Annotated in this window: 20 protein-coding genes and 1 tRNA gene; 11 read left to right on the top strand and 10 right to left on the bottom strand. The window is 68.9% G+C overall.

Annotated elements, in window-relative coordinates; genetic code table 11:
- Positions 1–2 precede the first annotated feature (2 nt).
- The 3 genes from ABDV68_RS03660 to ABDV68_RS03650 are packed head-to-tail and all read left to right on the top strand — an operon-like array spanning position 3 to position 3,912.
- Positions 3–1,127, top strand: coding sequence for a hypothetical protein (locus tag ABDV68_RS03660; RefSeq protein WP_343518293.1), 1,125 nt, complete (start codon positions 3–5; stop codon positions 1,125–1,127).
- Positions 1,124–2,710 (top strand): serine hydrolase, encoded by a 1,587-nt coding sequence (locus ABDV68_RS03655; RefSeq protein ID WP_343518292.1) that lies wholly within the window; start codon positions 1,124–1,126, stop codon positions 2,708–2,710. The genes ABDV68_RS03660 and ABDV68_RS03655 overlap by 4 nt, the downstream gene beginning before the upstream one ends.
- The gene (locus ABDV68_RS03650) at positions 2,707–3,912 is read left to right on the top strand and encodes a dipeptidase (protein ID WP_343518291.1); all 1,206 of its coding nucleotides are present in this window, start codon (positions 2,707–2,709) and stop codon (positions 3,910–3,912) included. The genes ABDV68_RS03655 and ABDV68_RS03650 overlap by 4 nt, the downstream gene beginning before the upstream one ends.
- Positions 3,913–3,927: 15 nt before the next feature.
- On the opposite strand, the gene ABDV68_RS03645 is transcribed toward ABDV68_RS03650, so the two are convergent.
- Complete coding sequence (locus ABDV68_RS03645; protein ID WP_343518305.1) at positions 3,928–4,221, bottom strand: phytase; 294 nt, start codon at positions 4,219–4,221, stop codon at positions 3,928–3,930.
- 29 nt (positions 4,222–4,250) lie between these two features.
- A tRNA-Arg gene (locus ABDV68_RS03640) sits at positions 4,251–4,327 on the bottom strand.
- Between the two features lie 78 nt (positions 4,328–4,405).
- Between ABDV68_RS03640 and ABDV68_RS03635 the strand changes: the two genes are divergently transcribed.
- Entirely contained in the window at positions 4,406–5,152 is a 747-nt protein-coding gene (locus ABDV68_RS03635; protein WP_343518290.1) for a queuosine precursor transporter, read from the top strand.
- Positions 5,153–5,485: a hypothetical protein gene (locus ABDV68_RS03630; protein WP_343518289.1), complete on the top strand. Its 333-nt coding sequence runs from the start codon at positions 5,153–5,155 to the stop codon at positions 5,483–5,485.
- Between the two features lie 241 nt (positions 5,486–5,726).
- On the opposite strand, the gene purQ is transcribed toward ABDV68_RS03630, so the two are convergent.
- Together purQ and purS are read right to left on the bottom strand one after the other, a co-directional pair.
- A complete protein-coding gene (purQ, locus tag ABDV68_RS03625) occupies positions 5,727–6,392 on the bottom strand; it encodes a phosphoribosylformylglycinamidine synthase subunit PurQ (RefSeq protein ID WP_343518288.1) in 666 nt (221 codons plus the stop codon).
- Positions 6,389–6,619: a phosphoribosylformylglycinamidine synthase subunit PurS gene (gene purS / locus ABDV68_RS03620; RefSeq protein ID WP_343518287.1), complete on the bottom strand. Its 231-nt coding sequence runs from the start codon at positions 6,617–6,619 to the stop codon at positions 6,389–6,391. The genes purQ and purS overlap by 4 nt, the downstream gene beginning before the upstream one ends.
- A gap of 141 nt (positions 6,620–6,760) precedes the next feature.
- Between purS and ABDV68_RS03615 the strand changes: the two genes are divergently transcribed.
- From ABDV68_RS03615 to ABDV68_RS03605, 3 genes are all read left to right on the top strand, one after another.
- Positions 6,761–6,910 carry a hypothetical protein gene (locus ABDV68_RS03615; protein ID WP_343518286.1) on the top strand — a complete coding sequence of 50 codons (150 nt, stop codon included), beginning with the start codon at positions 6,761–6,763 and terminating at the stop codon, positions 6,908–6,910.
- A 179-nt stretch (positions 6,911–7,089) separates the two neighbouring features.
- The gene (locus ABDV68_RS03610) at positions 7,090–8,577 is read left to right on the top strand and encodes an ATPase domain-containing protein (protein ID WP_343518285.1); all 1,488 of its coding nucleotides are present in this window, start codon (positions 7,090–7,092) and stop codon (positions 8,575–8,577) included.
- Positions 8,574–10,571 (top strand): response regulator, encoded by a 1,998-nt coding sequence (locus ABDV68_RS03605; protein WP_343518284.1) that lies wholly within the window; start codon positions 8,574–8,576, stop codon positions 10,569–10,571. The genes ABDV68_RS03610 and ABDV68_RS03605 overlap by 4 nt, the downstream gene beginning before the upstream one ends.
- A 16-nt stretch (positions 10,572–10,587) precedes the next feature.
- On the opposite strand, the gene purC is transcribed toward ABDV68_RS03605, so the two are convergent.
- The 3 genes from purC to ABDV68_RS03590 form a co-directional block, all read right to left on the bottom strand.
- Complete coding sequence (gene purC, locus ABDV68_RS03600; protein WP_343518283.1) at positions 10,588–11,367, bottom strand: phosphoribosylaminoimidazolesuccinocarboxamide synthase; 780 nt, start codon at positions 11,365–11,367, stop codon at positions 10,588–10,590.
- A gap of 166 nt (positions 11,368–11,533) precedes the next feature.
- Positions 11,534–12,436: a hypothetical protein gene (locus ABDV68_RS03595; protein ID WP_343518282.1), complete on the bottom strand. Its 903-nt coding sequence runs from the start codon at positions 12,434–12,436 to the stop codon at positions 11,534–11,536.
- A gap of 167 nt (positions 12,437–12,603) precedes the next feature.
- A complete protein-coding gene (locus ABDV68_RS03590) occupies positions 12,604–12,783 on the bottom strand; it encodes a hypothetical protein (RefSeq protein WP_343518281.1) in 180 nt (59 codons plus the stop codon).
- 111 nt (positions 12,784–12,894) lie between these two features.
- On the opposite strand from ABDV68_RS03590, the gene ABDV68_RS03585 reads away from it, so the two are divergent.
- From ABDV68_RS03585 to ABDV68_RS03575, 3 genes are all read left to right on the top strand, one after another.
- Entirely contained in the window at positions 12,895–13,818 is a 924-nt protein-coding gene (locus ABDV68_RS03585) for a LysR substrate-binding domain-containing protein (protein ID WP_343518280.1), read from the top strand.
- 141 nt (positions 13,819–13,959) lie between these two features.
- Complete coding sequence (gene parC / locus ABDV68_RS03580) at positions 13,960–16,206, top strand: DNA topoisomerase IV subunit A (RefSeq protein ID WP_343518279.1); 2,247 nt, start codon at positions 13,960–13,962, stop codon at positions 16,204–16,206.
- 173 nt (positions 16,207–16,379) lie between these two features.
- The gene (locus ABDV68_RS03575) at positions 16,380–18,014 is read left to right on the top strand and encodes an EAL domain-containing protein (RefSeq protein ID WP_343518304.1); all 1,635 of its coding nucleotides are present in this window, start codon (positions 16,380–16,382) and stop codon (positions 18,012–18,014) included.
- A gap of 62 nt (positions 18,015–18,076) precedes the next feature.
- On the opposite strand, the gene ABDV68_RS03570 is transcribed toward ABDV68_RS03575, so the two are convergent.
- From ABDV68_RS03570 to ABDV68_RS03560, 3 genes are read right to left on the bottom strand one after another with little or no spacing between them, the layout of a single operon-like run.
- Positions 18,077–19,261 (bottom strand): CCA tRNA nucleotidyltransferase, encoded by a 1,185-nt coding sequence (locus ABDV68_RS03570; RefSeq protein WP_343518303.1) that lies wholly within the window; start codon positions 19,259–19,261, stop codon positions 18,077–18,079.
- On the bottom strand, positions 19,258–19,875 hold the full coding sequence (locus ABDV68_RS03565) for a CoA pyrophosphatase (protein ID WP_343518278.1): 618 nt from the start codon (positions 19,873–19,875) through the stop codon (positions 19,258–19,260). Before ABDV68_RS03565 ends, ABDV68_RS03570 begins: the two co-directional genes overlap by 4 nt.
- Positions 19,872–20,435: a DUF1285 domain-containing protein gene (locus ABDV68_RS03560; protein ID WP_343518277.1), complete on the bottom strand. Its 564-nt coding sequence runs from the start codon at positions 20,433–20,435 to the stop codon at positions 19,872–19,874. Before ABDV68_RS03560 ends, ABDV68_RS03565 begins: the two co-directional genes overlap by 4 nt.
- Positions 20,436–20,446: the final 11 nt, after the last annotated feature.

Genomic DNA, 20,446 nt, shown 5'->3' with positions numbered 1-20,446 from the left:
GGATGGGAGCGAGCGCCGCCGCCACCGGGTCGAGCTGGTTCCAGCGCTATCTGCTGCCCGGCTTCGCGATGAAGGCGGTGATCATCGGCGGCGGCTATGCCACCGGGCGCGAGCTGGCGGAATATTTCCTGCCCGCGGGGCCATGGGGCGGGCTCGCCGGCATGGCGCTGGCGATGCTGTTGTGGAGCGTGATCGCCGCGGCGACCTTCGCCTATGCCCGGATGGTCGGCGCGCTCGACTATCGCGCCTTCTTCGCCGACCTGCTCGGACCGGCATGGGTCGCCTTCGAGATCGCCTACATCATCTTCGTGGTGCTGATCCTCGCCGTATTCGGGGCGAGCGCGGGGGCGATCGGCGCGGCGATGTTCGGCTGGCCGAGCTTCGCCGGCGCGATTCTGCTGGCGCTCGCGATCCTCGCTACCGTCGCGCTCGGCAATGCCGCGGTGGAGGGCGTGTTCAAATACGTCTCGTTCCTCCTCTACGGCGTCTATGCGCTTTTCCTCATCCTCGGCCTGCTGACCTTCGGCGACCGTATCGCCGAGGGCTTCGCGACGCCGGCGCCTTGGACTGGCTGGGCGAGCGGCGGGCTCACCTATGCGAGCTACAACATCATCGGCGCCGTGGTGATCCTGCCGGTGCTGCGCCACCTCACCAGCACGCGCGACGCGGTGATCGCCGGGGTGATCGCGGGACCCCTGGCGATGCTGCCGGCGATCCTGTTCTTCGTCTGCATGATCGCCTTCTACCCGGGGATCGGGAACGAGACGCTGCCCTCGGACTTCCTGCTGCGCCAGCTCAACGTGCCGGTGTTCCACTGGCTGTTCCAGATCATGATCTTCGCCGCGCTGCTCGAGAGCGGCGCGGGGGCGGTGCATGCGATCAACGAGCGCGTCGCGGGCATGCTGCGCCGCCGCCGCGGGATCGAGCTCGGCGCGCGCGCCCGCGCCGCGATCGCCGGCGGACTGCTGCTGCTGTGTATGTTCGTCGCCGAGCGCGTCGGGCTGATCGCCCTGATCGCGAGCGGCTATCGCCTGCTCGCCTGGATGTTCCTCGCCGTGTTCGTGCTGCCGCTGCTGACGATCGGCGTCGCGAGGCTGTTGCGCCGCAAAGGAAAGGCTCCCGCATGATCCTCAAGCATCGCGCCTTGCTCGCGCCGCTGACGCTCGTCCTGGCCCTGCCCGCGCTCGCCGACCCGCCCGACGGGTTCGAGGCCAGGGTCGAGCAGCTCCGCGTCAGGAGCGGCGCACCCGGCATCGCGATCGCGATCGTCGAGAAGGGCAAGACCACGCTCGCGCGCGGCTGGGGTGTGCGCAAGCTCCGCGATACCGCGCCGGTGGACGCCGACACGATCTTCTTCACCGGATCGACCGGCAAGGCCCTCACCGCCGCCGCGCTCGCGGTGCTGGTCGACCAGGGCAAGATCCAATGGGACGATCGGGTGATCGACCACATGCCCTGGTTCCGCATGTACGATCCCTGGGTGACGCGCGAGATCACGGTGCGCGACCTGCTCGTCCACCGCTCGGGCCTCGGGCTCGGCGCCGGCGACCTGCTGTTCGTGCCGCGCGGCAGCCTGTCGCGCAAGGAGACGGTGAAGCGGCTCGCTTTCATCAAGCCGACCACCAGCTTCCGCTCGTCTTATGCCTATGACAACGTCCTCTATGCGGTCGCCGGCCAGCTGATCGAGGAGGTCACCGGCAAGACCTGGGAAGACTTCATGACCCAGGACGTGTTCAAGCGCGGCGGCATGAACACGGCGACCGCCAGCTATGCGGCGCGGCTGGCGACCCGCAACCGGGCGATGCAGCATGCCCGCATCGGCGGCGTGGTGCGCGGCGACGGGCCGCTATCGATGCTCGACGAGCGCGAGCAGCTGGGCGATGCGGGGAGCCCCGCCGGCGGGATGGCGCTCAGCGCCAACGATCTCGCGCGCTGGCTCACCATCCAGCTCGGCCGCGGCGCGCTGCCCGGCGGCGGGCGGCTCTACAGCGAGGCGCAGGCGAACGAGATGTGGAAGGGCGTGACGCCGCTGCCGATCGGCTCTGGCGGGCAGGGGCCGATGGCCGCATTGACCCCCAAGTTCAGCAGCTATGCGCTCGGCTGGAACGTCGCCGACTATCGCGGCGCCAAGATCATCTCGCACGGCGGGGCAGTGTTCGGGTCGATCGCGCAGGTGATCCTGCTGCCCGAGCAGGAGGTGGGCATCGCGCTGGTGGTCAATGCCGAGGAAGGCGCGTTCCTGCGCGGCATCTCGCAGACGTTGGTCGACCATTATCTCGGTGCGCCCGCGCAGGACTGGCCGGCGCTGTTCGCGGCGCAGTACGAACGGCGCATCGCCGGGGGCAAGGCGGCGCTGTCCGCGACCAAGGCGGCGCCAGCCAAGGTCGGCCCATCGCTGGCGCTCGAACGCTATGCCGGCACCTATCGCGATCCCTGGTATGGCGATGTCGTGGTCACCAGCGGCGCCGACGGGCTGCGCATCGACTTCACCACCACCCCGCGCATGGCGGGCAGGCTGGTGCATCACCAGTACGACACCTTCGTCACGCGTTTCGACGACAAGGCGATCGAGCCTGCCTATGTGACCTTCGCGCTCGACGCCGACGGCAAGGTCTCGCGCGTCTCGATGAAAGCGGAGAGCCCGATCGCCGATTTCAGCTACGACTATCACGACCTCGACCTGCGGCCGGTGGCCAAGGTGGGCAAATGAGGCGCTCCGCCCTTGCCGCGCTGCTCCTGCTCGGCGCTTGCTCGACCGCCCCCGCGCCGCCGCCGCAGCCGGGTGAGGACCCCGCCGCGCTCCACAAGCGCCTGCTGGTGCTCGACACGCATCTCGACACGCCGATGCATTTCGGCCGCCCGGGCTGGGACTTCGGCGCGACTCACGACCCGGCGACCGACATCGTCCAGGTCGACCTCCAGCGCATGGAGGCGGGCGCGCTCGATGGCGGCTTCTTCGCCATCTATACCGACCAGGGACCGTTGACCCCTGAAGGCTATGCCGCCGCGCTCGCATTCGCGCGCAAGCGGTCCGACGTGATCGACACCACGCTCGCCGGCTTCTCAACCCGCATCGCCTCCGCCCTGACCGCGGACGACGCGCGCCGCCTGAATGGCGAGAACAGGCTGATCGCCTTCAAGAGCATGGAGAACAGCTACCCGCTGGGCGAGGACCTGTCGCTGCTCGCGGAGTTCCACCGGCGCGGCGTGCGGCTGGCGGGCCCGGTGCACGGCAAGAACAACCAGTTCGCCGACAGCTCGGGCGACAAGCCCAGATGGAATGGCCTCAGCCCGCTGGGCAGGCAATGGGTCGCGGAGATGAACCGGCTCGGCATGGTGATCGACGCCAGCCACGCCTCGGACGCGGCGTTCGACCAGATGCTGGAGCTCAGCAAGGCGCCGATCCTGCTGTCGCATTCGAGCGGGCGGGCGGCGTACGACCACCCCCGCAACCTCGACGACGCGCGTATCCGCAAGCTCGCGGCAAAGGGCGGGGCGATCTGCATCAGCACGATCTTCCTCTCCGAGCTCAACCTCGCCGGCGAGCGCGGCAAGCTGTTCGCGAAATACGAGCAGATCGCCACGCTGTCGCCCGCCGAGCAGGTGGCGCTCGCCAGGCGCTGGCGCGAGCTCGACAAGACCCAGCCGTTGTGGAACGCCGATTTCGAGCGCTACATGCAGATGGTGCTGCACGTCATCAAGGTCGCCGGCCCGGACCATGTCTGCTTCGGCGCCGACTGGGACGGCGGCGGCGGCCTGCCGGGCATCGAGGACATCTCGGCGCTGCCCAAGGTGACCGCGCGGCTCAAGCAGGCCGGCTATTCGGACGCGGATCTCGCCAAGATGTGGGGCGGCAACATCCTGCGCATCGTGGAGCAGGCGCGCCGCGCTTCGACGCCTGCGCGCGAGTGACCGGAGAGCCGCCGGCTATTTCCGTTCGAGAAACGCCTTCAGGGCGCCACCGGGGACCAGCTTGAAATTCTGGTTCTGCGGCCTGTGGTCGCCGTCCTGAACGATCAGCCGCCCCTCCTCGAACGGGGCGCCGAAATCGCCCGCCGCGAATTCCAGCCCGTCGGTGTCGCCGGCGCCGTCGACCTCGCCCGAACCGGCGATCCGGAAGCGCCGCACATGGCGGCCCGTCTCCAGGTCATATGCGACATAGGCGTTCTCCGGCTTGCCGGACCCGGGCGCCGGATTGTCGGCCCGGCTGGAGACGAGCAGCCAGCCGCCACGGGCGCCGCGCGGAACGATGGCGCGCCCGGCAGGATTCGAACCTGCGGCCCCAAGCTTAGAAGGCTCGTGCTCTATCCAGCTGAGCTACGGGCGCGCGCTGGCGATGCGTTAGCGCGGATTGCGCGGGCGGGGAACCGCGATCATAGTCCGCCGCGCGAGCAGGGGACAGGCGATGGACGGCGAAGCGGCACCGGTGCGGATCAATGCGGGCCAGGTCGCGGGCGGGCATTTCCGCTATTACGACTATGTCATGGCGGCGTTCGTCGCGATCCTGCTGCTCTCCAACGTGCTCGGCGCGGGCAAGGTCGCGCAGGTCTGGCTGCCCTTCTGGGAGACGTGGTGGCCGTTCGGCGCGGGCATCCTGTTCTTCCCGCTCTCCTATGTCCTCGGCGACGTGCTGACCGAGGTCTACGGCTATGCCCGCGCCCGGCGGGTGATCTGGGCGGGGTTCGTCGCGACCCTGTTCATGGCGTTCATGGCGTGGGTGGTGGTCGCGCTGCCGCCCGCGCCCGACTGGACCAACCAGGCGGCGTACGAGACGATCTTCGGCCAGGTGCCGCGCATCGTCTTCGCCTCGGTCATCGCCTTCTGGGCGGGCGAGTTCGTCAATTCCTTCGTACTCGCCAAGATGAAGCTGTGGACCAGGGGCAGGCATCTGTGGTCGCGCACGATCGGCTCGACCTTCGCCGGGCAGGGGGTGGACAGCCTGATTTTCTACCCGCTCGCCTTCTGGGGCGCCGAGGGCTGGACCAACGACCTTGTGCTCAAGGTGCTGGTCACCCAATGGGTGCTCAAGGTGAGCTGGGAAGTGCTGCTCACACCCGTCACCTATGCCGTGGTCGGTTTCCTCAAGCGGCGCGAGGGCGTGGACGTGTATGACGAGGACACCGACTTCACTCCCTTCCGCACGCGGGTCTGAATGAACGACAGCATCTTCCAGGCGGCCAAGCTGTGGCTGGTCGATCATACCGGCCTCGCCAAGGACGCGCTCCACGTCCACATCGCGCTCGCGCTGTTCCTCGGCAGCTGCCTGCTGCTGCGCTGGCCGCTGCGCAGCTGGAAGCCATGGCTGCTGGTGCTCGCCGCGGCGATCGCGGGCGAGGCGTGGGACATCTGGGATTCGCTCGAATCGGGCTATCCGCTCGTGCCCGCGGCGAACTGGCAGGACGTGTGGAACGCGATGGTCTGGCCGAGCGCGATCCTGCTGCTGGCGCGTACCACCAAATTGTTCCAGACTCGTACATCGAGGTAACCATATAGGTTATTTTTGCGCGGGAGTCAAGGGGCCTGCGGGGGTGGCGGCGGTGTCCGCTTACGGTGGGGAAAGTGGAACAAGTCGGTGACGATGTTGGCTTTCGCGCGAAACGCGCGTCCGCGTTGCGGTGGGGAAGGTGGAACATCGCCACGCCCGGCGCATCCCGGCCGCGCGAGGGCGAATCCGCGTCGCGGGCGGCGGAGTGGAGACGGTCGAGCCCGCTTGCCGTGCGGCGCGCTCAGGCGACCGCTTCGAGCAGCCCTTCGAACAGGCGGCGGCCGTCGATGCCGCCATGTGCGGCTTCGATCTTGCGCTCGGGGTGCGGCATCATGCCGAGCACGTTGCCGGCGGCATTGACGATGCCCGCGATCTTGCGCGCCGAGCCGTTGACCTCCTCGCCATAGCGGAAGGCGACGCGGCCCTCGCCCTCGAGCCGGTCGAGCGTCGCGGCGTCGGCGAAGTAATTGCCGTCGTGATGCGCCACCGGGACCGACAGCGTCTCGCCCGCGGCATAGCGGCTGGTGAAGATCGTCTGGCTGTTGTCGACGGTCAGCGCGACGTCGCGGCACACGAAGTTGAGCCCCTCGTTGCGCATCAGCGCGCCGGGCAGCAGCCCGGTCTCGGTCAGCACCTGGAAGCCGTTGCACACGCCGATCACCGGGGTGCCGCGCCCGGCCGCCTCGACCACCGCGCGCACCACCGGCGAGCGCGCCGCGATCGCGCCGCAGCGCAGATAGTCGCCATAGGAGAAGCCGCCGGGCAGCGCGATCAGCCCGAGGCCGTCCGGCAGCTCGCTCTCGCCGTGCCACACCATGTGCGGCCTGGTGCCGGTGACGCTCTCCAGCGCGACGGCGAGGTCGCGGTCGCAGTTGGAGCCGGGAAAGACGATGACCGCGGTCTTCATTGCTTCTCGATCCGGTAGTTTTCGATCACGGTGTTGGCGAGCAGCTTCTGGCACATCGCGTCGATGTCGGCGTCGCTGGTGCCGTCGGCCACGTCGAGCTCGATCAGCTTGCCGACGCGGACTTCGCCCACGCCCGAGAAGCCGAGCGAGCCCAGCGCATGCTCGATCGCCTTGCCCTGCGGGTCGAGCACGCCGTTCTTGAGGGTGACGACGATGCGCAGCTTCATGTGTTGCCTCCGGGGATTTGCCGCGCCCTATGGGCCGGTGTGCCGCGCATCGCAAGCTTCATCGGTCATTTACCGCGCGCTGCGACACTCGGCTCCGCCGAGTCGCGGCCATGGGGGCGCCGACGCGGGGGAGTGCGTAAAATGGCGTTTCTGGCGATCGTGATGTTCGTCGTGCTGGTGGCGTTCGGCCGCGACTATTTCCACTGGACCGATCCCGGCGGGATGACGACGCTGGCGCTGATCTGCTCGTTCGTGTTCGGGATCATCGCGGGGATGAAGGCGAGGGGATAGGGGGCCGATGGCTTGCGTCGGCCAGCCGACCCGAACCGGCGGCGAGGCGCGTGGCGGTCCGCCCGGCGGGCTCGCCAAAATTGTTCAGAAGCCGAAACAAATTTCGCGCAAAAGCGCTGATAGCTCCAGAAAGCCTGCGATAACCGGTCATTATCGCATGCCTGCTGGAGAAAGATGCAATGAGTCTGACTACGTCGAACGATGCGCGCCTCGGCATCGCGGGGCTGGACGATGTGACGGGCGGAGGTCTCGAGCGGAGCCGCACCTTCCTCGTCGAGGGTAGCCCCGGCACCGGCAAGACGACGATCGCGCTGCAGTTCCTGATCGCCGGTGCCGAGGCCGGCGAACGCTGCCTCTACGTGACGCTTTCCGAAACCGAGGACGAGCTGCGCAGCTCCGCCGCATCGCACGGCCTGTCGCTCGAAGGCATCGAAGTCTATGAACTGATCCCGCCCGAAAACCTGCTCGACGAGGATCAGCAGCAGAGCCTGCTCTATTCCTCGGATCTCGAGCTGGGCGAGACGACCAAGCGCATCTTCGAGGCGTTCGAGCGCGTGAAGCCGGATCGCGTCGTGCTCGACAGCCTGTCCGAAATCCGCCTGCTGGCGCAGAGCTCGCTGCGCTATCGCCGCCAGATCCTGGCGCTCAAACATTATTTCGCGGGCAGCCGTGCGACGGTGCTGATGCTCGACGACCTCACCACCGACGTCAACGACAAGACCGTGCACTCGGTCGCGCACGGGGTGATCCGGCTGGAGGAACTCGCCCCCGAATATGGGGCCGAGCGCCGCCGGCTGCGCGTGATCAAATATCGCGGCCGGCGGTTCCGCGGCGGCCATCACGACTTCGCGATCCACACCGGCGGCATACACGTGTTCCCGCGCCTCGTTTCCGCCGAGCATCGGACCGGCTTCGATCCGCAGCTGCTGTCGACCGACTCCGACGAACTCAACGCATTGCTCGGCGGCGGCGTCGATCGAGGGTCGAGCCTGCTCGTGCTGGGGCCGGCCGGTACGGGCAAGTCGTTGCTTGTGCTCACCTTCATCAAGACCGCGATCGAGCGCGGCGAGAAGGCGGCGATGTTCATCTTCGATGAGGAGCGCGAGCTGTTGATCCGGCGAGCCAGGGGGCTGGGGATCGATCTTCAGGCGATGATCGAGCAGGACAAGCTCGTGCTCGAACAAGTCGATGCCGCCGAGCTGACGCCGGGCGAGTTCTCCGAACGCGTGCGCGTCTGCGTCGAGACGAACGGCGCGCGCACCGTCGCGATCGACAGCCTCAACGGCTATCAGGCAGCGATGCCGGGCGAAAACGCCCTCGTGCTGCACATGCACGAGCTGCTCCAATATCTGAACCGCCAGGGCGCGACGACCTTCCTCACGGTCGCGCAGCACGGCCTGGTCGGCGACATGAAGTCGCCGGTCGATCTCACCTATCTCGCCGATACGGTGGTGCTGCTGCGTTATTTCGAGGCGCTCGGCCGCGTCCGGCGCGCGATCTCGGTGATCAAGAAGCGCACCGGCATGCACGAACATTCGATCCGCGAATATCAGATCGGCGGCCGGGGCGTCACGCTCGGCAAGCCGCTCGACAATCTGCAGGGCGTGTTGCGCGGTGTGCCGACGATCGTCGGGGACGTGGAGCTGCTGAAGCGCGAGGACGCGTGAAGCGGACGACGGTCTCCGAACGCGCGCTGATCCTCGCGCCGCGCGGGCGCGACGCAACGATCGCGGTCGCGATGCTGCGCGAGACGGGGCTCGAAGCGGAAGCCTGTTCGTCGCTGGCGGCGCTGATCGACCAGCTCGACGAGGGTGCCGCGTTCATCGTGGTGACCGAGGAGGCGATCGCCAGCGCCGATCTGCATCCACTGTCGGCGTGGATCGCGGACCAGGAGGAATGGTCGGATATCCCCTTCATCCTGCTCACCACGCGCGGCGGCGGGCTGGAGCGCAATCCGGCGGCGGCGCGCCATCTGGAGGTGCTCGGCAACGTCACCTTCCTCGAACGGCCGTTCCATCCCACGACATTGGTCAGCCTCGCGCGATCGGCACTGCGGGCACGGCGGCGGCAATATGATGCCCGCGCCCGGCTGATCGACCTGCGCGAGAGCGAGGCCCGCTTTCGGACGCTGTTCGAGACGATGGACGAAGGGTTCTGCGTCATCGAATTCCTCGACGGCCCGCATGGCCCGCTGTCCGACTATGTCCATGTCCAGGCCAACCCGGCCTATGAACGCCATGCGGGGATTGCCGGCGTGGTCGGCCAGCGAGTCCGCGAAATGGTGCCCGACGAAGCGGAAGGCTGGGTCGAGCTCTATCGCGACGTGCTCCTCTCGGGCGAGCCGATCCGTTTCCATCGCGAGCTGGAGGCGACCGGCCGCCATCTCGAGCTCGCCGCGTTCCGCGTCGAGCCGGCCGAGCGGCGCGAGGTCGCGGTCATCTTCCAGGATGTGACCGAGCGGACCCGCGCCGCGGTGGCGCTGCATGAGCTCAACGAGACGCTCGAGCGCCGCGTCGCCGATGCCGTGAGCGAGCGCGAGGATGCGCTCGCGCAGCTGCATGAGGCGCAGAAGCTGGAAACGATCGGCCAACTGACCGGCGGCGTCGCGCACGACTTCAACAATCTGCTCACGCCGATCACCGGTGCGCTCGACCTGCTCGGGCGGCGCTATGCCGACGACCAGCGCTCGACGCGGCTGATCGAGGGGGCGCTGCAGTCGGCCGAGCGCGCGAAGACGCTGGTGCAACGGCTGCTCGGCTTCGCGCGGCGGCAGGCGCTGGAGACGCGCCCGGTCGATCTCGCGGCGCTGGTCGAGGGGATGCGCGATCTGATCGGCAGCTCGATCGGCCCGAGCGTCGAGCTCGATATCGATGCGCCGGCGGGACTGCCATCGGCGCTGGCCGATCCCAACCAGCTCGAGCTGGCGATCCTCAACCTGTGCGTGAACGCGCGCGACGCGATGCCGGGCGGCGGGACGTTGCGGCTGGCGATCGAGCCGGTGGCGGACGTCGGCGCGACGCCCGCCTTTCTCCGCCTTTCGGTGATCGACACCGGCACCGGCATGGACGCGCAGACCCTCGCCCGTGCGGTCGAGCCCTTTTACTCGACGAAGGAGCTGGGCAAGGGCACCGGCCTCGGCCTGTCGATGGTGCATGGCCTGGCGGCGCAGCTGGGCGGGAAGTTCGACTTGAGCAGCACGCTGGGCGAGGGCACGCGCGTAGATCTGTATCTTCCGGTCGCCAACAACCGGGCCAGCGGCACCGAGCGCCGGGCCGCGGCGAGGGAGCCGGACGCGTTCCGCGCGCTGTCGGTGCTGCTGGTCGATGACGAGGAGCTGGTGCGGATCGGCACGGCCGAGATGCTGCGCGACCTGGGACATGAGGTGATCGAGGCCGGCAGCGGCGGCGAGGCGCTGGCGAAGCTGTTCAACGGCTTTCGCCCGGACGTCGTCGTGACCGACTATATGATGCCGCGCATGGACGGCGCGGCGCTCGCCGCCGAGATCGAGGCGAGATACCCGGCGATCCCGGTGCTGGTGGTGACCGGCTATGCCGGCGGCGATCTCGACATCGGGTTGCCGCAGCTCGCCAAGCCGTTCCGCCAGGCGGATTTGAGCGCGGCGCTGGCTCAGCTGGCGAGCGAGCGAGTCGCCGCCGGCTGATCAGGCGAAGCGGCCCTTACTTGCCCCGGCGCTTGCGGTGGGTCTCGAGGTCGAGCACCGCCGAATCCGCGCCCTCGGGCAGCAGGCCCAGGCGGCGGGCGACTTCCTGATAGGCCTCGACCTCGCCGCCGAGGTCGCGGCGGAAGCGGTCCTTGTCGAGCTTCTCGCCCGAGACCATGTCCCACAGCCGGCAGCCGTCCGGGCTGATCTCGTCCGCCAGGATGATCCGGGCATAGTCATTGTCCCAGATCCGCCCGAACTCGAGCTTGAAGTCGACCAGGCGGATGCCGATCCCGGCGAACAGGCCCGACATGAAATCGTTCACGCGGATCGCCATGTCGGCCATGTCGTGCAGCTCTTCCTGGCTCGCCCAGCCGAAGCACAGGATATGCTCGTCGGTGACCATCGGGTCGCCGAGCGCGTCGTCCTTGAAATAATATTCGATGATCGTGCGCGGCAGCTGCGTGCCCTCCTCGATCCCGAGCTTCTTCGACAGCGAGCCGGCGACGACGTTGCGCACCACCACCTCGATCGGGACGATCTCGACCTGGCGGATCAGCTGCTCGCGCATGTTGAGGCGGCGGATGAAGTGTGTGGGGATGCCGATCCCGCCGAGCAGGGTGAAGATGTGCTCGCTGATGCGGTTGTTGAGCACGCCCTTGCCGCTGATCGTGCCCTTCTTCTGGGCGTTGAACGCGGTCGCATCGTCCTTGAAATACTGGATCAGCGTGCCGGGTTCGGGGCCTTCGTAGAGGATCTTGGCCTTGCCCTCGTAGATCTGGCGGCGGCGTGCCATGGCGTGCGGGGTCCTTCAGAAACACGGTGCCCCGGCGGCGCTTGGGTTCGCGCGGACGCCGGGGCTTCAACGCGGGGCCTATAACGGAAGCAGGCCCTGGGCGCAATTGGAGGTTGGGCTCGGGGAAGACGGCATATCTATCCTCCCCCTGGTGGGGGAGGATCCATCATACTCCCGCCTCAACCTCCGCCGCTTTGGGACGGCGCACCCGCGGGCGGAAGCGGCGCCAGACGAGCAGGCCGATCAGCGCCACCAGAGCCGGCGGGCCGAGCACCGCGATCGCGCCGAGTACGAAGGCCAGCGTCGCCTGCGCCGAGGCGGCGAGCAGGTCGAGCGAGCTGGTGAGCGGCGCGCCCGCGTCGAACCCGCGCACCGCCCGGCCCGAACGATAGTCGAACGTCATCGGCGTGTTGGCGAGCGATTCGCGCTGCTCGCCGCTGCTGGTGCGCCCCGCCTCGATCCGCTGGGCGATCTCGGCGCGCTGGGTCTGCAGCTCGGCACGTTCGCTGGCTGGGAGATTGGTGCGGGCGAGCTCGCGGTCGATGCGGGCGAGCTCCTCGCTCAGGCGCGCGCGCTCGGCGGCGAGGCGGTTGATCTCGGCGCCGGCATCGGTGCCGGTGATCTCGGCATCGACCAGCGTGCCCTCGGCCTTCTGGATCGCGGCGATGCCCTCCTTGCCGAACTGGCGGGCGAGGGTGGGGTCGAGCTTGAACGCCAGCATCGCCTGGACCCGATCCTCGCCGGCCAGCTGGTAGCGCATGCCGGTGATGCGGCAGCGCGCGACGCCGAGCTTCTCGCACGCGGCGGCGTGCTCCTCCTGCGCGGCGGCGATCCGCTCGGCGGGCAGGCTGAACGCGTATCGATAATTGAAAGCAACGCCCGGCGCGGCGGTGACGCGGACTCCGGCCGGGGCCCCGGCCACGTCCGCCGCCATCTCCGCGGGCGCCGGCGCCACATTTGGCGCGTAGCTCTGCTCGGATGCGGATTCGCGCTCGCTCTGGGTTGCCGGACCGCACGCCGCGGTCGCCGATGCCAGAACCAGAAGTGCCGAACCTGATGCCCACCGCATAGCGTAGCTCCTCTCCAGAGATGTCCGTTCGTCGCTCACTAGGCACGATTCGTCGTGCAGTGATAGAACATCACATTAGAGGGTGTTCGGCAATGCCTCTTTTCCGCCACATTTCATCAATGAAGAAATATTCCATGAAATCATATGGTTGATACGAAATCTCGGCATCAGCCGATGCAATAGTTGCGCTTGCGCGCCTCTTCGCTCTTGTCGGGCGCGAACCACGCGCTCAGGCGGCGCGCAGCCTTGACCGCGACGTCCAGGAGGCGCCGCAGTCCGCGATCGATCCCGTCGCTCAGCACCTGATGATTCTCCGCCCAGAAGCGGTCGTCCCATTCGTTGCGCATCGTTCTGCTCCACTCGGCCGCCGGATTGCGGTGCGCTCCAAATGGGCTCAACCGTTGCGCAGGACCAACAAAAGGATCGACGCAATTCATCATCTGTGCTTATGAGTGGACATGCGCAAGCTTCCCCCTCTGGCGGCCGTCCGCGTGTTCGAGGCGGCCGCCCGGCGCGGCAACTACACGCGTGCCGCGGAGGAGCTGGGGATGACCCAGGCGGCGGTCAGCAACCAGGTGAAGCTGCTCGAGGAGCGGCTGGGCATCCCGTTGTTCCGCAAGAGCGGGCGCGGCGTGGTGCTGACCTCCGCCGGAGAGCGCATCGCACCGCAAGTGAGCGCGGCGCTGGACGGGCTGTCGGAAGCGTTCGCCAGCGCGCGCGCCGAGGACGAGGCGGTGATGACGATCTCCGCGCCCGGCACCTTCTCGACCAACTGGCTGGCGCGGCGGCTGGGCAGCTTTCAGGTCGCGCGGCCCGAGCTCGCCGTGCGCGTGCTGGTGTCCGACGCGATCATCGACCTTGCCGCGAGCGATGCCGATGTCGCGATTCGCGGCGCACATGGGCCGTGGCCGGGACTGGTCTCGCATTTCCTGATGCGCATGCCGTTCACGGTGATGGCGAGCCCGGACTTTCTCGCGGCGCAACCGCCGATCCGCACGCCCGCGGACCTGCTCGGCCTGCCCCGCGTGTCGCCTGACGACAGCTGGTGGGAGCTGTGGTTCGAATCGGTGTTCGGCGATGCTGAGGTGGCGCCGCAGCCCGGTGTCGACTTCCAGTCGCAGGTGCATATCGGCAACGCCGCGGTTGCCGGGCATGGCCTCGCGATGCTGTCCCCGCCGATGTGGCTGTCGACGATCGCCGAGGGGCGGCTGGTGCAGGTGCTCCCGCAAATGGTCTACTACAAGAACAGCTTCTGGCTGGTCTATCCCGAGCACAAGCGCAACTTGCCCAAGATCCGCGCCTTTCGCGACTGGCTGCTCGCCGACGTGAAGGCGTCGCTGGGGGATGATCCTTACGGCGCGCTGGTGCCGCCGCCTGCGTAAGGGAACAATCGACATCCGGTTCGTCGATCCTCCCTCTGGCGGGGGAGGATTGATTCCGGCTGACGAATGCCAGGTATCGATTGGCCCGAGCCCATGTGACCCCCTCTCGCAAGGCCGCGATCGCCCTGCTATCGCCCGCGAATGTCCACCGACCTTTCCGATCCCTTCGACCAGATTGTCGACGCCCCCTTCGATAGCGCGCTGTCCGAACGCTACCTCGTCTACGCGATGTCGACGATCACCGCGCGCTCGCTCCCGGACGTGCGCGACGGGCTGAAGCCGGTGCACCGCCGGCTGCTCTGGGCGATGCGGCTGCTGCGGCTCGACCCGAGCCAGGGCTACAAGAAGTGCGCGCGCGTCGTCGGCGACGTGATCGGCAAATACCATCCGCATGGCGACCAGTCGGTGTACGACGCGATGGTGCGCCTCGCGCAGACGTTCGCGCTGCGCTACCCGCTGGTCGACGGGCAGGGCAATTTCGGCAATATCGACGGCGATAACGCCGCCGCCTATCGCTATACCGAGGCGCGGCTGACCCAGGTCGCGATCGACCTGATGGACGGGCTCGACGAGGATTCGGTCGACTTCAAGCCGACCTACAACGGCGAGGAGAACGAGCCCGAGCTGTTCCCGGGGCTGTTCCCCAACCTGCTCGCCAATGGCGCGAGCGGCATCGCGGTGGGCATGGCGACGAGCATCCCGCCGCACAACGCCGCCGAGCTGATCGACGCCGCGATCCTGCTGATCGACCAGCCCAGGGCCGAGGACGCGGCGGTGCTGGAGCTGGTCAAGGGACCGGACTTCCCGACCGGCGGCATCGTCGTCGACAGCCCCGCGGCGATCGCCGAAGCCTATGCCACCGGGCGCGGCAGCTTCCGCGTGCGCGCCAAATGGGCGCTGGAGGACCAGGGGCGCGGGACGTGGCAGATCGTCGTCAGCGAGATCCCCTACGGCATCCAGAAGGGCAAGCTGATCGAGCAGATCGCGAGCCTGATCAACGACAAGAAGCTGCCGATCCTGGCGGACGTGCGCGACGAATCCGATGCCGAGATCCGCATCGTGCTCGAGCCGCGCGCGCGCACCGTCGATCCCGAGACGCTGATCGAGAGCCTGTTCCGCCTGTCCGACCTCGAGACGCGGGTGCCGCTCAATCTCAACGTGCTCGATCACACCCGCACGCCGCGGGTGATGAGCCTGCGCCAGGCGCTGTCGGCGTGGGTCGACCACCAGTTCATCGTGCTGCAGCGGCGCTCCACGCACCGGCTGCAGAAGATCGCCGACCGGATGGAGCTGCTCGACGGCTATATCATCGCCTTCCTCAACCTCGACCGGGTGATCCAGATCATCCGCACCGAGGACGAGCCCAAGCCGGTGATGATGGAAGAGTTCGGGCTGACCGACCGCCAGGCCGAGGCGATCCTCAACATGCGGCTGCGCGCGCTGCGCAAGCTCGAGGAGATGGAGCTGCGCAAGGAGCGCGAGGCGCTGGCCAAGGAGCAGGCCGAGCTCGAGGCGCTGCTGGCGAGCGACGCGCGCCAGCGCACGCGGATGAAGCGCGACCTCGCCAAGATCCGCGAGCGCTACGGCCCCGAGACCGCGCTGGGCGCGCGGCGCACGCTGGTGGCGGAAGCGGCGCCGGCGCGCGAGATCCCGCTCGAGGCGATGATCGAGCGCGAGCCGATCACGGTGATCCTGTCGCAGCGCGGCTGGATCCGCGCGATGAAGGGGCATGTCGAGCTGGCCGGCGCCGAGACGCTCAAGTTCAAGGAAGGCGACGGGCCGTTCCTCGCCTTCCACGCGCAGACCACCGACAAGCTGCTGCTCGCCGCGGACAATGGGCGTTTCTACACGCTGGCGGGCGACCGGCTGCCGGGCGGGCGCGGCTTCGGCGAGCCGGTGCGGCTGATGATCGACCTCGACGGCGGGACCGGGATCGTCGGGCTGCTGCCGGCGAGCGCGGCGGAGAAATTGCTGGTCGCGGCGAGCGACGGGCGCGGCTTCCTGGTCAAGACCGAGGACGTGATCGCCGAGACGCGCAAGGGCAAGCAGGTGGTGACGCCGCGCCCCGGCGCGTTGCTCAAGGTGATGAAGCCGGTCAAGCCGAACGACGATTATGTCGCGGCGATCGGCGACAACCGCAAGCTGGTGGTGTTCCCGATGAGCGAGCTCGCCGAGCTGGCGCGCGGGCAGGGCGTGCAGCTCCAGCGCTACCGCGACGGCGGCCTCAGCGATGCGATCACGTTCCGCTTCGCCGAAGGCCTGAGCTGGACGATGGGCGGCGAGCAGGGCCGCACCCGGACCGAGACCGACCTGATGCGCTGGCGCGCCGCGCGCGGCGCCGCCGGACAGCTGCCGCCGACCGGATTTCCGCGCGACAACCGGTTCTGAATCGGATGTTTTTTGGAAGGCGCCTTTAGCGGCTCTTAACCAAATCGCGGTAGCCCCGCAAAGTGATGCTGCTGTCCCGCCGAAGCAAGGACAAGACCGTTAGCCCCCCGACTCCGGTCGAGGGCGACGGCGCGCGCATCCTCGGCCCGAGCGGCGCGGCGCAAGTGCTGAACATGCTCCCCGTCCCCGCCGCGGTGGTCGAATGGAAGGAAGGCCGCTTCGCGTTCGAGGCGGTCAACCGGCCGTTCCGCATCGCCGGGCTAGGCACGGTCGCCGACCAGTCGCCGCTGATCCGCCTGCTGGGCGACAAGATCATCGCCTTCGTCCAGTCCGACGCGACCGAGCAGGAGATGAACTGGGAGCTGGGCGACGCGGTCGATTGCCGCTGCTTCCGCGTCAAGCTCGCGCGGCGCCCGGCCGAGAAGGCGAGCGGGCGCTGCCTGGTGACGCTGATCGACCATACGTCCGAGCTTCGCACCGAGCGCAGCCTGCGGCGCGAGATGCTGAGCGACAGCCTGACCGGCCTGCCCAACCGCGCCGGCTTCGCCGAGCGGCTGGAGGAAGAGATCGCGCGCGGCGGGGTGGGCAGTTTCGCGGTGCTGGTCATCAACCTCGACCGGTTCAGCCGCGTCAACGCGTGCCTCGGCGGCCTGTCGGGTGACGAGCTGCTGATCTCCGTCGCGCGGCGCGTGAAGGGCGCGCTGCGCGCGCACGACGTGCTGGCGCGCACCGGCGGCGACGAGTTCGCGATCCAGCTCGCGCTGGACGAGGGCGCGAGCGATGCGCTCCACGTCGCCAAGCGCATCCAGAACGCGTTGACCACGCCGTTCCGCCTGTCCGACTTCGAGATCCGGGTCGATTGCTCGATCGGCATCGCGGTGGGCGACGAGACGGTCGACGACGCCGAGGACCTGATCCGCCACGCGCAGTTCGCGATGAAGCGCGCGAAGAAGAGCGGGCGCACCGAAATCTACCAGAGCCAGCAATTCGATCTCGCGCGCCAGCAATTCAGCATCGAGACCGAGCTGCGGCGCGCGATCGACAATGGCGCGCTGTCGCTCAACTTCCAGCCGATCTGCGATCTCGCCACCGGACGCATCGTCTCGTTCGAAGCGCTCGCGCGCTGGACCACCGAGGGCGGGAAGGTGGTGCCGCCGAGCGACTTCATCCCGGTCGCCGAGGAATCGGGACTGATCGTCCCGCTCGGGCGCTGGGCGATGCACGAAGCGGCGCGCACGGTCGCGACATGGGACGCGGCCGCCGGCGGCGATTGCGGGGTCAACGTCGCGGTCAACCTGTCGGCGATCCAGCTGCAGCGCGACCAGATCGCGCCGATGGTCGAGGCCGCGCTCGCCGCCAACGCGATCGACGGACGCCGCATCACGCTCGAGCTGACCGAGAGCGCGCTGGTCACCGATCCCGACCACATCGCGCGGACGATGCAGGCGCTGAAGGCGCTCGGCACGACGCTGGCGATGGACGATTTCGGCACCGGCTATTCGAACCTCGCCTATCTCCAGAAGCTGCCGATCGACGTACTCAAGATCGACCGCAGCTTCGTCACCGGCATGCTCGCCGACCGCGACAAGATCGCGATCGTCCGCGCGATCCTGAGCCTGGCGCAGGCGCTGGGGATGCGGACCACGGCCGAGGGCGTCGAGACCAACGAGCTGGGCCAGACGCTCGCCGCGCTCGGCTGCACCTATGGCCAGGGCTATCTCTATGCGCGCCCGCTGGCGCCCGACGACGCCTATGCGCTGCTGTCGCGCGACAGTGGAGACCCGATTCGCGAGCGTAACAGCGTCTAACCGTCATTCCCGCCTTCGCGGGAACGACTAACGTCAGATGAGGGCGGCTTTACCTGACGTCTTCACCCGCCGGACAGCAATTCGGCGACCACCGCGTCGGCGAGCTGAGCGACGCGCGCCGCGTCGGGGAAGCCCTCGGCGATCCAGCGGTCCTCGATCCGGCGCAACGCCCTGGCGACCTCGGGCCCCTTCGACAGACCGCGTTCGATCAATGCGCCGCCGGTGAGCGGGAGGCGCGGCGGCGCCCAGCCGGCCGCATCGCGCGCGCCGGCCGCGTCGCCCGCGAGCAGCAGCCGGTCGGCGGCGCGCTCGGGGCCGAGGCGATAGGCGAGCGGCAGCGGTCCCTCGGCCAGATCGGGCCGGATTGCGCTCGCCAGCGCCTGGCGCTCGGCGTTGGAAAGCTTGAGCCGTGCGCCCGCCGCGTCGTTTAGCGCAATGTCGGGCGGGAGCACCGCGGCGAGGCGGCGGATCGGGGCGGGGGGCAGGCCCGCCTCCGTCTCCCGCGCGACGAGCGCGGCGAGGCGTTCGACGCCGGCGAGGTCGATCTCGGGCAGCACTGGCTTCAGGATCGCCCGCTCGACCATCAGCCGCATCACGCGCACGGCGTCCACGGCGACGAGCAGCTTGAGCAGTTCGTCGCGGATGCGCTCACGCGACAAGGCCATGAGGTCGTTCGCGCGCGCGGTGCAGGCCTCGAGCGCCGCAGGATCGGGCGTGTCGCCGAAGCGGGCGAGGAAGCGGAAGAAGCGCAGGATGCGCAGGTGATCCTCGGCGATGCGCTGCAACGGATCGCCGATGAAGCGGATGTGCCGCGCGTCTAGGTCGGCGAGCCCACCGAAATAGTCGAACAGCTCGCCGCTCGCGGGATCGGCGTAGAGCGCGTTGATCGTGAAGTCGCGCCGCGCCGCGTCCTCGCGCCAGTCGTCGGTGAACGCGACGGTGGCGCGGCGGCCGTCGGTCGAGACGTCGCGGCGCAGGGTGGTGACCTCGACCACGGTGCCGCTGCTCACCGCGGTGACGGTGCCGTGGGCGATGCCGGTGGGGATCACCTTGATCCCCGCGCCCTGCAGCAGCTCGACGACGCGATCGGGGGAATGAGTCGTGGCGATGTCGAGATCGGTGACGCCGATCCCGAGCAACGTGTCGCGCACCGCGCCGCCGACATAGCGCGCGGTGCCCGGTCCCAGCGCCGCGGCGAGGCGATCGAGCCCGGGGCGGTGCCGCCACGGTGCGTCGGGCAGGCTCATGGGGTCCATCGCAGCCGCCGCGACAGGTTGACGAGCATCGCCGCGGTCGCGCCCCAGATGCGATGGCCCTGCCAGGCGATCTCGAAATAATGCCGGTCGCGACCCTGCCACTCGACGCTGGTCTCGACATGGTTGGCCGGGTCGAGCACGAAATCGAGCGGCACCTCGAACACCGCGGCGACTTCCTCGGGCTGGGGGACGAAGTCGAGGTCGGGGGCGATCACGCCGACCACGGGCTGGACCTCGAACCCGGTGATCGTGCGGTAGCGGTCGGCGAGGCCGACCAGCTCGACCGCGTCGGGCGCGAGGCCGATCTCCTCATGCGCCTCGCGCAGCGCCGCGGCCGTCGCGTCGGCATCGGCGGCGTCGATGCGGCCGCCGGGGAAGGCGACCTGGCCGGCGTGGCGGCGCAGCGAATCGGTACGCTGAGTCAGGATCACCCCCGGCGCGGCGCGATCGGTGACGGCGACCAGCACCGCGGCGGGGGTGGGCACGCCGTCGGCCGCCGCGGAGTCGTCGCGCAGGTCGCCGGCGAGCAGCACCGGCGCCTCGTCATGCTCGGCGGCGAGCGCGGCGCGCAGGCGTTCGGCAAGTGACCTGGCGGCGAGCGTCATGCCGGCGCGACCGGGAAGAAGGCGCCGCGGCTCCAGATGCCGGGCGGGTGGGAGCCATTGTCGAGCGCGAGCGCGGCGATCTCGTAATAGACGGGCCGGGCGATCAGCGCCTCGAGCCCGTCGCGCACCTGGAGATAGGGATGCGGGCCGTCGGCATGTTCCTCGAAGCGGATTTCGTGGCCCGGTCCGGCGGGGACGAGGTCGCCGGTGTTGAGGCGGAACGCGATCTCGGCGCCGGCGCCTTCGCCCTCGACCTTCATCTCGACCGCGACGAAGGGCGCGTCCTCGACATCGATGTCGAGCTTCTCGACCGGCGTGACCAGGACATGGCTGCCGTCGGGCTCGCGGCGCAGGATGGTCGAGAAGAGGCGCACCATCGCCGGCCGGCCGATCGGCGAGCCCTGGTGAAACCAGGTGCCGTCGCGCGCGATGCGCATGTCGCTATGCCCGCAATGCGCGGGGTTCCAGCTGGCGACGGGAGGCAGCTTCTGCGCGTCGGCCAGCCGTGCGATCTCGGCGAGCGACAGGCTGGCGAGATCGGGCTGGGCAGGCATCGGCATCGTCCAACGCC

Source organism: Sphingomonas sp., from assembly GCF_039595165.1.
Lineage (GTDB): Bacteria > Pseudomonadota > Alphaproteobacteria > Sphingomonadales > Sphingomonadaceae > Sphingomonas.
This window is presented reverse-complemented; position numbering and strand designations above follow the sequence as displayed.